Annotated in this window: 12 protein-coding genes and 1 pseudogene; 3 read left to right on the top strand and 10 right to left on the bottom strand. The window is 67.4% G+C overall.

All coding sequences use genetic code 11. The features are described from left to right. Window positions 1-23: 23 nt before the first annotated feature. The 9 genes from OG389_RS00075 to OG389_RS00035 all read right to left on the bottom strand — a co-directional run bounded on the left by OG389_RS00075 (window position 24) and on the right by OG389_RS00035 (window position 8,998). Window positions 24-1,298 (bottom strand): hydroxymethylglutaryl-CoA synthase, encoded by a 1,275-nt coding sequence (locus OG389_RS00075; protein WP_328296382.1) that lies wholly within the window; start codon window positions 1,296-1,298, stop codon window positions 24-26. Next, window positions 1,288-2,382, bottom strand: coding sequence for a hydroxymethylglutaryl-CoA reductase (locus OG389_RS00070; RefSeq protein WP_443059178.1), 1,095 nt, complete (start codon window positions 2,380-2,382; stop codon window positions 1,288-1,290). The genes OG389_RS00075 and OG389_RS00070 overlap by 11 nt, the downstream gene beginning before the upstream one ends. Then, window positions 2,379-2,705, bottom strand: coding sequence for a hypothetical protein (locus OG389_RS00065; RefSeq protein WP_328296381.1), 327 nt, complete (start codon window positions 2,703-2,705; stop codon window positions 2,379-2,381). Before OG389_RS00065 ends, OG389_RS00070 begins: the two co-directional genes overlap by 4 nt. Before the next feature lie 163 nt (window positions 2,706-2,868). Beyond that, window positions 2,869-4,044, bottom strand: coding sequence for a phosphomevalonate kinase (locus tag OG389_RS00060; RefSeq protein WP_328296380.1), 1,176 nt, complete (start codon window positions 4,042-4,044; stop codon window positions 2,869-2,871). After that, entirely contained in the window at window positions 4,044-5,045 is a 1,002-nt protein-coding gene (gene mvaD, locus OG389_RS00055; RefSeq protein ID WP_328296379.1) for a diphosphomevalonate decarboxylase, read from the bottom strand. The genes OG389_RS00060 and mvaD overlap by 1 nt, the downstream gene beginning before the upstream one ends. Beyond that, the gene (gene mvk, locus OG389_RS00050; RefSeq protein WP_328296378.1) at window positions 5,042-6,076 is read right to left on the bottom strand and encodes a mevalonate kinase; all 1,035 of its coding nucleotides are present in this window, start codon (window positions 6,074-6,076) and stop codon (window positions 5,042-5,044) included. Before mvk ends, mvaD begins: the two co-directional genes overlap by 4 nt. 293 nt (window positions 6,077-6,369) lie before the next feature. Continuing rightward, window positions 6,370-6,609, bottom strand: coding sequence for a phosphopantetheine-binding protein (locus OG389_RS00045; protein ID WP_328296377.1), 240 nt, complete (start codon window positions 6,607-6,609; stop codon window positions 6,370-6,372). A gap of 76 nt (window positions 6,610-6,685) precedes the next feature. Then, a complete protein-coding gene (locus OG389_RS00040; RefSeq protein WP_328296376.1) occupies window positions 6,686-7,657 on the bottom strand; it encodes a beta-ketoacyl-ACP synthase 3 in 972 nt (323 codons plus the stop codon). A gap of 264 nt (window positions 7,658-7,921) precedes the next feature. Beyond that, window positions 7,922-8,998 (bottom strand): polyprenyl synthetase family protein, encoded by a 1,077-nt coding sequence (locus tag OG389_RS00035; RefSeq protein ID WP_328296375.1) that lies wholly within the window; start codon window positions 8,996-8,998, stop codon window positions 7,922-7,924. A gap of 1,415 nt (window positions 8,999-10,413) precedes the next feature. Between OG389_RS00035 and OG389_RS36630 the strand changes: the two are divergent. From OG389_RS36630 to OG389_RS00015, 3 genes and pseudogenes are all read left to right on the top strand, one after another. Continuing rightward, window positions 10,414-11,084: pseudogene (locus OG389_RS36630) on the top strand (1-deoxy-D-xylulose-5-phosphate synthase N-terminal domain-containing protein); the annotation flags it as partial. A 501-nt stretch (window positions 11,085-11,585) separates the two neighbouring features. Beyond that, window positions 11,586-12,293 (top strand): terpene synthase family protein, encoded by a 708-nt coding sequence (locus OG389_RS00020; RefSeq protein ID WP_328296374.1) that lies wholly within the window; start codon window positions 11,586-11,588, stop codon window positions 12,291-12,293. A gap of 84 nt (window positions 12,294-12,377) precedes the next feature. Next, window positions 12,378-12,656 (top strand): hypothetical protein, encoded by a 279-nt coding sequence (locus tag OG389_RS00015; RefSeq protein ID WP_328296373.1) that lies wholly within the window; start codon window positions 12,378-12,380, stop codon window positions 12,654-12,656. An 864-nt stretch (window positions 12,657-13,520) separates the two neighbouring features. Here OG389_RS00015 and OG389_RS00005 read toward each other — a convergent pair. Next, on the bottom strand, window positions 13,521-13,836 hold a 316-nt coding region (locus OG389_RS00005; protein ID WP_328296372.1), incomplete at its 5' end, for an ATP-binding protein.

Below are 13,836 nucleotides of genomic sequence, written 5' to 3'. Positions count from 1 at the left end.
CAGGTGACCGTTCTCCGCATCCATCAGGGGTCCCTTCTGAGCAAGTGCCCACCTGATTCATGACACTCCCGGTTCGGCGGAGGAGTCGGTGATGGGGCGGAGTTACTCGCCAGGGACCGCGGGGAGCTGGCTTCGTAGTGGCGTTGGTGGGCGTCGATTCCGGCGAGGCGATATGGGCCGTGGGTCTGGTGGGGGATCTGGTGTTTCTGCCCGTCGGTGGGGAGTTGTGCGGTGTGGAGTTGGCGGTAGGTGTCGTAGGTGATACGTGTGCGGGTCGCGATGGCGTGCTGGTGGGCTTGGGTGCGCAGCGCGGTGGGGTATCCGGGCTGGATGGTGGCGGTGAGGAATTCGGCGACGCTGCCGGATCCGTAGCTGAAGAGGCCGATGGTCTCTGCGCCGAGGGTGGTGTCGTGGTCGAGGAGGGCGGCAAGGGCTAGGTAGAGGGAGGCGGTGTAGCTGTTGCCGATGGTCTCGTTGTAGGTGGTGGTGGCCGCGACTGCACCTTCGATGGCATGGAGGGTGGGTGTTGTGCCGGTGGTCTTGAGCAGGTGGTGGTGGGCTTTGTACGCCATGCGGGTGAAGGGCTGGTGGTAGCAGATGGCCCGGAGCTTTTCGAGGGGGAGGCCGCCGCGGGTCTCGTGGTCGTGCCAGGTGGCGGTGAGGGCTTCGAGGTAGGTGTCGACGGACTTCTTTCCGTTGACGAGGGGGGTGGTGCGGTAGTTGGGGCGCCAGAAGTCCATGACGTCGCGGGTGTAGAGGCCGGAGGGGGCGTTGATGACGGCGATGTTGGGGTGGGCGGCGATGAGGATGGCTGCGGCTGCGGCGCCTTGGGTGGCTTCGCCCGGGCTGTCGAGGTCGTAGCGGGCGATGTCGCCGGCTAGGACCAGGACTTGCTGGGTGGGGTCGGTGCGGACGAGGGCGCAGGCGAGTTGGAGGGCGGCGGTGGCGCCGTAGCAGGCCTGCTTGAGTTCGACGACACGGACGTTGCGGTTCAGTCCCAGGAGCTGATGGACGTAGATGCCGGCGGCTTTGGACTGGTCGATGCCGGTTTCTGTGGCGAAGAGGAGGGTGCGGATCCTGTCTTTCCCGTGGCGTTCGATGATCGGGGCGCCGGCGCCTGCGGCCATGGTGACGATGTCTTCGTCCGGGGTGGGGATGCTTATGGAGGTCTGTCCGATGCCGTGGCGGTACTTGGCGGGGTTAGCGCCGGTGTGGCGGGCGAGTTCGTCGTGGGTCAGGACGAGAGTGGTGGTGGAGAAGGTGAGGTCGTGGATGCCGACGGGTGGCTCAGTTGTCATGGCGGGTTCCGCTCGCGCGTTCGAGGCGGGTGTGGGCGTTCATGAGCTCGCCGGGGTTGGTCTGGGCGGCCATGAGCGATAGTTCCCCGCACAGGACGGTCGCTGCGGTGATGGCGGCGAGGCGGCGGGCGTTGTCGCCGGTGGGGCGGTGTTCGCGGCATCCCAGGCGGGTGAGTGCTTCTTCGGCCTGGGGCAGGGTTTTGCCGTTACCGACGGTGCCGACGATGAGGTTGGGCAGGGTGCAGGAGAAGTACAGGTCGCCGTCCCGGTCGTCGGCGTAGGTGATGCCTTGGGAGCCTTCGACGATGTTCGCGGCGTCTTGGCCGGTGGCCAGGTAGAGAGCGAGGAGCATGTTGGCGTAGTGGGCGTTGGCGGAGCGGATCCCGCCGGCGAGGAGGGTGCCGACGAGGTTCTTGTGGACGTTGAGGCGGGTGATCTTCGTGGCGGTGGTGTGCAGGCGTTCGGCGACGACGGCTTGGGGGACGAGGATTTCGGCGGTGGCGTTTTTGCCGCGGCCGAGGATCCCGTTGATCGCGGTGGCCTTTTTGTCGGTGCAGTAGTTGCCGGAGATCGACCCGTACGAGATATCGGGGATGTAGGTGAGGATGTGGGCCATGAGGCGGTCGGCGGCCAGAGTGGCCATGTTGTGGCCCGAGGCGTCGCCGGTCGCGAACTCGAAACGTACGAACAGCAGCGGCCCGGCGATCTCGTGCCGGATGGCCAGGAGTTTTGCGAAGCGGCTGGACTGCCTGGTCACGCCTCGGAGTTCTTCGGTCCGGGCGTGGATGGCTTGGGCGGCGGCGTAGGCGGTCGCAGCATCAGGGGCTTCGAGGAGAACTGAGCGTGTCATCCGCTCGTCGATCAGGGTGACTCTGATTCCGTCGTCGACCAGGCGGGAGATCCTGGCCCCCCGTGCGACGGATGGCCACAGCGGCGCTTCGTAAGTGGCCAGGGGCACGTGGATTCCGCCCGACGCGGCATTCCCTGTGATCTGTATGGGACCGACCCATCGGGTCGGCACCGGTGTGGAGTGGTCCGCCGGAGCGGCTGTCTGGCCGGGCCCGGTGGCGGGGTGGATGGTCATCGGCGTTCGCCTTTGGGTCTTGGAGGGTGGTCCAGGAAGGCGCGCAGGCTTCCGGTGATCTGGAGGTCGCAGGCGGTCAGAGCGGGGTTGAGGTTGGCCATCACGAAGCCGTCTGGGTTCAGGCGGCGCATGGGGGTGAAGGTGTCGGCGGTGGAGGGGTCTTTGAGGTAGGGGCTCATGGAACCGGTGGCGATGGCCAGTCCGGTTTCACGGACCGCGATCGCCAGGTCCCGGTTGATTGCACCGGACTTGGGAGAGCCTCCTGTCCTCGCGTTGATGTAGAGGGGCACCCCCCAGGAGACGGCGGCGACGCGGGTGGTCAAAGTGACCAGGTCAGGGTCGGTTCCTGCCAGGGCGTGGTGGACGAACCGGATGTAATCGAAAGGGTTGGAGCGCCTGTCCTGAGAGCCGGAAGAGGGGGAGGGGAGGCCTGCCCGGTGTGTTGGGCGACGGCGAGGCGGACGTGGTCGTCCTTGCCTGTGGCGGTCACGGAGTCCTCCTTGTGCCGGGCCCCGTCGCGGCAGTCGCTACGGTGCGCGGACTCGGCCCGATCGGTCCTGTCGTTGGTCCGGTCATGACGGACGGCGGGGCGGTGCGCAGGGCGAGGGGGCTGATGGCTGCGTCCGTCCATGCCTCGTGCAGGGCGTCCGGGTCGGCGCCGTCGGGGAGGAGAGCTATGCCGCAGTCTCCGCCGCCGGCGCCCGACGGCTTTCCCGCACCACCCAGGAGCCTGGCGGCGTCACACAGGGTGGTGAGGGCGGGAGTGAAGATTCCCGCGGATGTCTGCTGGTCAAGGGTGGACAGAAGTCTGCGGGCGGTTTCGATGGTACTGAGGGGAATTCTGTTCTCGCCGGGCCGCAGAGCCTGGACCAGGGCATCGACCACGCGGCGGCTGCGGTTGAGGAAACACTGATGGGCTTCGCTGTTCCACCAGGCGGTGTCCTGCAGCCGGCCGACCTTGTCCGGGCTGGAGGCCGGCGTGCCGGTCCAGCCCACGTGCAAAGTTGTGGCGGGGGGCGCAACGTGGCGAACGGAGAGGCCGGGCCAGTCGGCGTGCAGGGCGGCGGCCACACCGAGGGTGGCGCTCATGTGGCGGAGTCGGCCGCGGTCGGGTGCGGTGTAGCGGATCCAGCCGCCCCACGTGCTGGCGGCGACGTCCGCGCCGGAGGCATGCGGATCCTCCTGCGCGGTCGCCAGCAGTGCCAGGCGCAGCCGCATCTCGGCAGACAGGCCCAGGCCATAGAAGGTGTCCAGGGCGTGCACGGCGGCGACAGTGACGGCGCCGCTGGAGCCCAGTCCGATCTTGACACCCAGTTCGTGCAGGGTGGAGCTGACGGCCAGGTGCACGGGCAGCGGCGGCACGCGCGACGCGGCACGGAACTCGTCGACGACGGACAGGGCCGCAAGCAGGTGCCGGAGGGCTGGAGGATGCGGGGTGTGGACGCGGCCGGGAAGGTGTCCGTCACTGTCGCGGTGCAGCAGGTAGGGGCCGCCGGTGAGGTGGGTGACGAGTTCGGCGTCGGCCTGCCGGGCGGAGGTAGCAGTGACCGTGATGTAGCGGTCGACCGCCACGATGACCGCCGGCTCGCCAGGGGAGAGAACCGCGTACTCGCCGGCGACGAAGAGTTTCCCTGGGGCCCGGCAGACAACGGTCCGGCTCATCACCAGTCCCCCAGGGTGAGTGTGGCAGCGGGACCGGGGCCGGCGATGACGGTCCGGCTGCCTGACATCGAGGCCAGTTCGGCCGCGATACGCGGAGCATCCCCCGGGGGACAGAGGACCTTGACGTTGGCGCCAGCGTCCATCGTCGCCCACGTCTGCTCTCCTCGTGCGCGCATGGCGCGTACGAGGCCGAGGACGTGTCGGGAGGCGGGAGTGCGGTACCTGACCGGGGGCACGGCCGCCTCCATCGTGTCGTGCATGCCCATCGCACTGCGCTCAGCGATCGCACCGACCCGTGCGATATCCCCGTCCCTCAAGGCGGCGCGCATCGCCGGGACATCCTCGAGGGTGGCGGCGAGCCAGCGCGGGAACAGGCGTGAGGTACTCACGGTGCGTGTCATGGCTTCGCGGCTGGATACAGGCTTGGGACCCGTGTCCACAAGGACGGCGATGAGCGCGAGTTCGAGTTGGACGTCGCCCAGGGGCTGAGCATAGGAAGCCTGGTCGGGGTCGGGGATGCCCGGATAGGCGGCATACCACTGGACGAAGCCGCCGAAAACGGAACGGCAGGCGGATCCTGAACCGCGCCGGGCCAGACGAGAGAGGCCCACCGTGTCCAGGCCCGCGTCGTAGACGGTGGCCGCCGCAACCGCGAGGGCCGCGAATCCCGCCGCCGAGGACGCCAGGCCCGCACCCACTGGCACCGTGTTCACCGTGTCCACCCGGGCCCGAACCGTGGAACCGGTACGGTCGCGCACCAGATCCAGGAAGGCGGCGATCCGCCGCCTGGCCTGACCGGACGCCGGTATGCCGTCGAGGAAAGCACTGTCCTGGCCCTGGCCCGGCATGAGGCGGACGGTGGTCGTGGTGGGGAAGATGTCGAGGGTCATGGACAGGCTGTCGGCCAGTGGCAGGATCAGGTCCTCATCCCGTTTTCCCCAGTACTTGACCAAAGCGATATTCGGATGGGCGACCGCGGTCGCCCATGCGTCAGACCTCATCCCGCCCCACCGCTCCTTTCGACCATGGTGGTCCACGTGTGGGCTGCGCCGTGTTCGAGGAGACGAGAGGCCAGTGCGTCCGCGCCGGCCGAAGTGCCAGTGAGGGCGATCATGCAACCGCCGAGCCCGCCCCCGCTCAATTTCGCGCCCAGAGCCCCGTACTCCAGCGCCGCGCCCACCAGGCGGTCAATCCGCTCGGTACTCAGGTCCAGGTTCGACAGCAGCTGATGGGTTTCGGTGAGGCATGCGCCGGCGATGGGGAGGTGCCCCTGCTCCAGTGCGTGCAGGGCACGCTCGGTGATCGCCGTCGACTGTGCGAGGAATCTGTCCCGTGCCGCGAGGTGGGTGTCGAAGTATGTGCGGAGCATGGTGACGGCCCGGCGGGTGCTGCCGGGGGTGCCGGAGTCCGCGACGACGATCCACATCGCACAGCCGACCGGCGGTGTACTGGGCCGGCCACCCGACAGGAGCACCGGACGGGTGGCCCCTGTGGTCAGTGCGTCGATTCCGGAGGCCTGTCCATGGGCTGCCGACTCGGAGAGCTGTACGTAGTCGAAGACCTCCTGGTCGGTCAGGTCCAGCCCGAGGAGGTCGTCGAGAGCGCGGGTCACGGCCCGGGCCAGAGCGGCACTGGACCCAAGCCCTCGGGACGGCGGGATGCTGCTGGCCAGTTCCACGTCGATCCCCAGGAAGCGGGCGGCGGCAGGGCGTCGCAGGACTGCGTCAACGAGGAGCCCCAGTCCCGGCGGGGTGCTGTCGAAAACGGGCCCGCCTTTGCCGGTGCCCGCGAGCATGGGACTGCAGTGGATGCGGACGAGTCCGTGCGTGCTGTCGTATCGGGGCGTCACGGTGGCACGGCAGACGACCGCGGGCAGGGGGACAGCCAGTGAGGGCGCACCGTACACGGCAGCGTGCTCACCCAGCAGGATGGCCTTCGCGTGCGCCGCCCCACTGCCCGAGACACCATCCGCAACGCTCGGATTGGCCCCGCCTGTCCGTGATTCGAGTCCTGTGGGAATGGGCCGGGTCATGACAGCGGCACCTTCCTGGGCCGGAGGGAAGACCACGGGTCCGAGGTGGGCCCACCCGGCAGCGGTTCTTCCCGCAGGCCGTACGCGGGCGGGACGCACACGAAGTCGCCGCGCAGGCTACCGACACAGGTGGGGAGGCTTGGAGGGCTCTTGGGAGCCGGCGGAGACGGACAAACGGTCGCATGCACCAAAGGCCCCTTCCAAAGGACAGGATGAGCTGTGGGGTGGCGTGTGCTGCCTGATGGGCCGGCCCCTACAGCTACGGCAGGACAGGTTCACACCGCCTGTGCCCGTCAAGCGGTGGCGATCTCTACGCAGTCGGCGACCGTCGTGCCTTCCGCGTTGAGGAGGTCCTCGTCGACGGGTCGGCCGACCGTGTTCTCGATCTTCTGGGCGAGCTCAGTGATCTGCAGGGAGTCCAGGTCCAGGTCCTCCAGGAGCCGGTCGCCGGGCTGAATCTCCTCTACGGGGCGCCCCGCAAGGTCAGCGACCATCTGCCGGATAACGGCCAGGGCCTGCACGTCCATGCTCATCAGATCCTCCAGGCAAGGGTGCGGCGCCCAGGGACGTGCGCCGTGTTCGGCGGGCAACAGTGCAGTGCGTGATGGTTCAGGGGGCGAGCACCACTTGGGCGGCGTAGGTGAGGCCAGCGCCGAACCCGAAGAGGAGGACCCGATCACCGCTGTGGATCCGCCCGCTCTGGCGCAGGGCGTGAAAGGCCAGAGGGACAGAGGCCGCACACGCGTTCCCGGAGGAGACCACGTCCGTGGCAGTGACCATGCCCGGGGCACCGATGGCCTCGGCGAGGGAGCTGATGATGCGCAGGTTCGCCTGATGCGGCACGAATGCCTTCAGCTCATTCGGAGTGATTCCGGCGTTCCGGCAGGCGGCTTCAACGACGGGCATCAGAGCACTGGTCGTCCACCGGAACACCTTGCGACCGGCCATCTCCATGTGACCTGTCTGCGGCCGGATGGTGATGAGATCAGCCTGGTGGCCATCGCTGCCCCAGGCAACCGGGAAGACCGCCGGGTGCTGGGCGGGCCCGATGAGAGCGGCGGCGGCTCCGTCGGCGAAGATCGGCCCGGTGTTACGGTCCTGCGCGCTGACCCAGTCGCTCATTCTCTCGGACGCGACGACCAAAACGTTGCGGGCGCTGCCGGCCCGGACCAGGGCATCGGCGACGGCCAGAGCGTGGCTGAACCCGGAGCACGCGGCGTTCACATCGAACCCAGCCGCCGCACGACAACCGAGGCGGGCCGCGACCGAGGCTGCACCATTGGGCATCGGCGAGGGCATCGAACACGTCGCCAGAATGACCACATCGACGTCATCGACACCGGCGCCAGCGTCCGCGAGGGCCTTGTCACCGGCCTCCACCGCCATCGCCACCACGCTCTCCGAAGCGGTCGCGTGCCGCCGCTCCTGTATACCGACCCGCTGAACGATCCACTGCGCGTCGACGCCCGCTGCGGCTGCCGCGGTTTGATTGGAGACGGCCGTCGCGGGCCGGTAGGCACCCAGCCCCACGATCCGGGAACCAGGCTGTGGAGATGCGCCGTTGAGCGCCACCAGAGCCACGCCCCCAGACGTTCTTGACCGTCATTCACTTTCCACTCCATTTTTCTTGGCTGGCCGGAGGAGAGGCCATCTTCATCAGCGAAGACATTGCGTTGATGGCAGTGTTGCGCCCCTGCCGTTGCTGCCAGCGGAATACCACCGGTGCAGCGCGCCTCGTGATGAATTCCCTCGGCACAATGGATGGCTTGTCTTCATTTCGCGCATTCTGCGAATGAAGGTGAAGCCCCTTCCTGCTATGCCATGCGGCTGTGATGGAGGCACGGGTCAGTGGTCGCGATGGGCAATATGGCGCGCCAGGGCGCTAAGTTCGGCCGCCGGGCCGGGTGCCGCGGAGGCGTCCTGCAGGTGAGTCATCGCCTTGCCGATGTGATCCTCGGCTGTGGTCGCGGCCCAGCGTCGCCCTCCTGCCTCGTCTATGAGGGCCGCGACCTCAACCAGTTGGTTCTCAGTGAAGGCACCGTGTTGGCTGTAGAGGCGGCGAAGGGTAGATGCGGCAGGGTGGTCGGACGTCAGGGCTGCGGCGACGGGGAGGGATTTCTTGCGAGACCGCAGATCAGACCAGATGGGCTTACCCGTGGTCGCCGACTCGCCCCAGATGCCGAGGAGGTCGTCGACAAGCTGGAAGGCGGAGCCGAGGTGGAGACCGAACGCATACAGGTGGGCGACGCGTTCGGGGCAGGCATCCGCCGCAATCGCTCCAAGGGCGCATGCCTCGGCGATGAGGACGCTGGTTTTCGCCTCGGTCATGGAAATGACATCGTCGAGAATGGGCAGAATCTGCCCTTCCAGCAGAGTGTCGTGGTATTCGCCGCCAATGAGGGCCTGCACGGCGAGCGTGAGGCGGGTGACGCCAAGGCCGGCCAGGGCGGGACTTCCACGGCGGAGGGTGTCGATGGCGAGGAAGAAGAGTGCGTCGCCGGTGAGGACAGCGGCGGGCAGGCCGAACTGATGCCAGATGGTAGGCCGTCCGTGGCGGGTGGCATCGCGGTCAATGAGGTCGTCGTGAATCAGCGAGGCGTTGTGGACGAGTTCGACCGCGACGGCCGCGGGGAGGGCATCAGCGCCGGCGCCGCCCATGGCCTGGCAGACAGCGAGAGTCAGCGCAGGGCGGACTGCCTTGCCGGCGGGGCCATCAGTGAAGTCTCCTGCGGCGTCCCACCAGCCAAAGTGGATGCCGGCCAGGTTCCGGATCTCCTCAGGCAAGGTGCTAACGGCGCGCTGCATCGACGGAAGGATGTAGCCGCTGGCGGCAGCCAGAAATTCCCCCACTGAACGCGATGGGGCACTCAAGCCAGCAGGGATGCGGGCAATCGAGACAGGGCAATGGCGGAACTCCGACATAGGAGCGCCTCCTCGAGTTGCTGTGCTGCAGAGACGGGTGGCGTGTCGTGGGAGCCAACCAAGTTCAAGATGTTTCAGGGGCGGGCCCGAGAGAATCTTGAGTCGAAGGCAATAGGGTCAATAAATCATGTCCAGCTAGTGGACCTCCGGCCGAAATCATGATTCCTGATAGCGTTGGCTCACATTTCGGCCATCAGGTGCTGGAGGCCTGATCCGACATTGGTCGGGTGATCTCGCCGCTTAGGTCGGCCTGAATTCAGAAAGGCGCTTGTCTCATCCTGAATACGGTGGACTTTCGCATGCGCTCTCCCAGAGTCTCCTCAGATCCAGCCCGGGTACAGGCGTGTTTGAGGGCGGAAAGAGCGCGATCACGGCGCGCACCGCTCAAAACTCTGGGTGGGTGGGCGCCGTTTCGCCACTCCACCCACCAAAGCGCCCCGCAGAACCCCACCACCCGTCACCACGCTGTCGTTCCAGGTCCCTTGAATTCCTGCTGCATCACCCGACACTGGGCGGGATCCTTCACATGGAGACCATGAGGATGAGGATGGCTGCCACGACTGACATGAGTCTGTTCGGCTGATGCGGGCGGGACGGAATATCGTCCACATGTCGCTGAGGGGGCGAAGCTTCCCCCTGATCGTGGATAACTGGAGACTGGGACGTGGGGTTCCAGGGGAAGTAGTGCCAGGTGGGAAGTAGGTACACACAGCGGTACTCGGGGGAGTCTAAGCGGATGCCATCACGCTCGTCCGCTCCTCGAGATCGACGACAGCTTCTAGGGCAGGAAGCTTCCTGCTCCCGTGCAGCGACGCCGTAGCAGCACCACAGCACGGACTCCTAGGATCGTCCGGCTGATCGAGCCCGTGGAGTCGCACACCGCCCACGATTGACGCGTACGCGTACGCGAACTACGAATTGCGCTGTGGCGCACATAGTCCGGATCCGCCAGGAGCCGTGCCGCTGCATACGCAGGGGGCACGCAATCCACCACGCACGCCAGGGGCGGAGTATCGGTAAACGAATGACGACAGGAGCCGCAGGCGACCAATAGACCTGGACAGTCCGGGGCTTCGGGGCGGCGTCGATCTAATCAGATCCGACTGCGCCAGGTCATCGAGTCCCGTCAAGGGGTGGGTGGCAAACGAGGCTGGGGTGACGGCTGGCCCGTGTCCGGTCTGCGAAGCGGCGACTTCGGGCAGGCGGGGGTCGGGGGGCGGCGCGGTGCTCGGGTACCCGGGCGTGCGCGGTTGGGCGGCGCGCCCGGGGCGGGTGATCCCGCGGTACCTGTGGGGAGTGATGCGGCGTGCGCCGCCGCGCACTTCGTAGTCGTGTGTACACGCCAAGCGCCGTGTTGTGCGCCTTCCGGGTTTCGAGTCGGTGCGGTGATCCTGGTGCTTGTGCTGCGGAGCTGCATGGGGCGGGTTCCGCATGGTTGGCAGGAAGGTGTCTGTCCTGAGCAAGGCTGGTGTCGCATGGTCACTGCCGCCTCCCTCCAAACCGTCCGGCCGCTGCTGGAAGCGATGGACAGACCCGCCGAAGTACGCCGTCTGTCGCCTGGTCAGCTGCCCGCGCTGGCTGCCGAGATCCACTCCTCCCTCGTTGGGAACATGTTGGCGGCCGGTGGTCACCTGGGGCCGAATCTGGGGGTGGTGGAGCTCACCCTCGCTCTGCACCGGGTCTTCGACGTCGAGGCCGGTGACGCGCTGTTGTTCGATACCGACCATCAGGCGTACGTGCACAGGCTGTTGACCGGGCGGCGGGCCGGCTTCGACGTGCTGCGGCGGGCGGGCTGTCCAGTTATCCGTGCCGGTCCGAGTCCCCGCATGACTGGGTGGAGAACTGGTACGCCTCGACCGCCCTGTCGTATGCGGACGGGCCGGCCAAGGCCCGTCGACTCGCCGGTGACAGCTCCGCGGTGGCGGTGGTCCGGGACGCGGCTCTGACCGGAGGCATGGCGTGGGAGGGGCTGAACAACCTGGGGACCGGCGGGCATCCGGTGATCGGGGCCCTCAACGACAACGGCCGCTTCTACGCCCCCACCACCGGCGCTCTCGCAGCCCACCTCACCTCTCCCCGTGCCGGGGACAAGGAACGGCGCTGCCGCAACGTGTTCACCGATCCCGGCTTCGCCTACGTCGGTCCCATCGACGGCCTTCGCCATCCTCCTCGACGAGGGCATCGGCGACACGATCCGCGTCTTGCTGACCGCGCCACCGGTCGAAGAGGGCAAGGTCGGACTGTAGCCCCTGCAGTCCCTGAGCCCGCGCCCCCACCAGCTGCTGGGTGCGTTCGGTGCCCCGTCCAACACGGGCGAACTCGTTCTGGACGACCTGCACGAGGGCAAGCACACGGTCCTGGCCGCCCCCGCGCATCACCGGGCCACCGCTACCCGACAGCGCACGCTCGACGCGGTGTTGGGTGCCGAATCAGGCGAACAGATGATCAACGATCACTGCCTGCGGACCTTTGAGCCCTGCACACCGCTGGCCTGCGCCAGTCGGCCACGGTGCGCTGAGCCATCTGGCGAAGCTGGCAACGATCCCCACGAGCTGAACGCCGCCGCACGAGGGAGTGCAGTAAGTCCATGAAAATCTTTGATGAATCAGCCGCATCGTCCCCTGCGCTGCTCACCTTCTACTGTCCTTTCGACAGCGAGGTCAACCCCGAGAAAGATCTCCTCGTCGCCCGCTGTGCAGTCTGGGCCAAGCGGTTCGGACTTGGCGGAGGAGGGGACGCCGCGGAGGTCTACGCGATTACGGGTGCCTCCTTGGTAGCCTGGTTCTTCCCCCGGGCGAGGGGGGCGCTCGCACAGGTCCTGGCCGACTACTCGGCATGGGCATTCGGGGTCAACGACCGCGTCACTCCGCCCCCGAGTCCCGGTTCTACCCTCGATGTCATCAACGACATCGGCCGGTGGACCCGCATCATGCGTGCCGCGGACACCTTCGTAGATGATGGATCTCTGATCGAAGCTGCCGCCCGGGATGTCTTTCGCCGTCTCAAAGTCGTCATGACCCCCGCGCAGCTCCACCGGTTCACCACGTATCAGGTGGTGTGGATGTGGGACATGACCTGGGTGACCGCGCTGCGTGAACGCGGCGAGGAACTTGGGGTCAACACGTATCTCGCCATGCGGCTCAGCTCCGTCGGGACGTACGCCACCCTGGGCTACCTCGACGCCGTCGGGGGCATCGAACCACCCGAAGCGGAACTCCGTGCTCCGAAGGTGCTGGCCGCGTGTGAGGCGGGTTTTTCGCCGCCGGCTTGGACAACGACCGGTACTCCCTGCTGAAGGAGCTGGCTCCGGACAAGGCGGAGATACAACCTCTTCAGCGCGTTCCAGCACGACCATCCGGAGCTCTCACCAGAACAGGCCGTGGACGCTGCGGTCGATCTACGTAACCGCATGATGGCGGTGTACGTACGTCTGCGTGAACAGATCCTCCCCGACGCGAGCGAGCAGATGACACGATACTTCGAGGTGCTCGACCTGGTGATCGCGGGAAACATCGCCTTCGGCACGAGCACCCTGCGCTACTTCGCCCCCGATTCAATCCCCAACATCCGCATCACCCGCACCCTTCCCGCCGCACTGCCTCCCGGGCCTCCCCCCTACCCGGCCATCGCCTGGTGGTGGGATCTGGCCGAGTCATGACCAGGCAATCCGTCCCCCGCCTGTGCGGTGTGTCCGTCCCAGTCGCGTTCGCCCTCCCCCGGCCCTTCCGGGATGGCACCACTGTCGGGCTGCAAGGTGGTGTCGGGCTGGTGGTCGGTCATGAGCACGTCTCCAGCATCTCAGTCTGCTCTCCGCCTCGGTCACCGTGAGCTCGTACGTGTTCTTCACGTTCATCCACGCCATCGGGTAGGTGCACCAGCAGCCCTTGGCCGGGGGCTGCCAGTCCTCGGGGCCCTGGTCGCCCTTGGGCCGGTTCGCCGCCGCGGAAACCGCCAGGAGCTGGGGGCGGGTCAGGTCGTTCGCGAACTCCTTACGCCGCTCCGGCGTCCGAGCGTCAGGCGTTGGCGAGGGGCACCATATGGTCGATGTCGAGCTTGCCGGCGTCGGTGACGGTGAATCCCGTCGTAGACCGACACCCAGGTCCCGGAGACGGCCTTGCACGCGGCGTCGCGCTTCATGCCCTTGCCCGGAACGAGCCGGCGCCACCGCTGCGGCCCGCAGTCGTGGCAGTCACCTGGGCGCCCTCGCAGACCGGACCGTCAGCGCGGTGTGGGGCGGACTGCCCGCGTTAGCGGAGTACCCAGCCGTGAGGACGGAGAGCTACCGTTTCACCAGGAGCCCCCGCCGAACTCCCCCGTCGGCGGGGACCCCAACGTACCCCTGGACCTTGCCCCCGCCCCCCTCGCACAGGGGCGGGGCCATCACGAGTGCGGGCGGCCGGGCTCGCCCAGCCATGAACCCGGCCGCCCGCCCACTTGAGTCGCTTCAGTCGCTGCGAAAAGCGCGCGAGTCTCAGCCCAGGGCGACCACCCGAATGAACCGCAGCCCCGTCAAGGGCAGTATTCATATGCCGATTTCGCCTGTGGCCAGGGTCCCGTTGGGGGTGCAGGTCAGGCGGGAGTAGTCGCACAGCGCCTCGACCAGGAAAAGCCCGCGGCCGTCTTCCGCACTCGTGTCCTGGGGGTCGGGCTGCGGGCGGGACGGCCCGTGGCCCGCATCCTGGACCGTGATCGTCACGGTGCCCTCCCCATGGGCCAGATACAGGAACACCGGCGGCTCGCCGTGCTTGACCGCGTTCGCCACCAGCTCGGAAACGAGCAGGCGTGCCGTGTCCACCTTGCCGGCATCCAACCCCCACCTCAACAGATAGGGCTGGATG

The organism is Streptomyces sp. NBC_00435 (assembly GCF_036014235.1).
In the GTDB taxonomy this organism is placed as follows: domain Bacteria; phylum Actinomycetota; class Actinomycetes; order Streptomycetales; family Streptomycetaceae; genus Streptomyces.
This window is presented reverse-complemented; position numbering and strand designations above follow the sequence as displayed.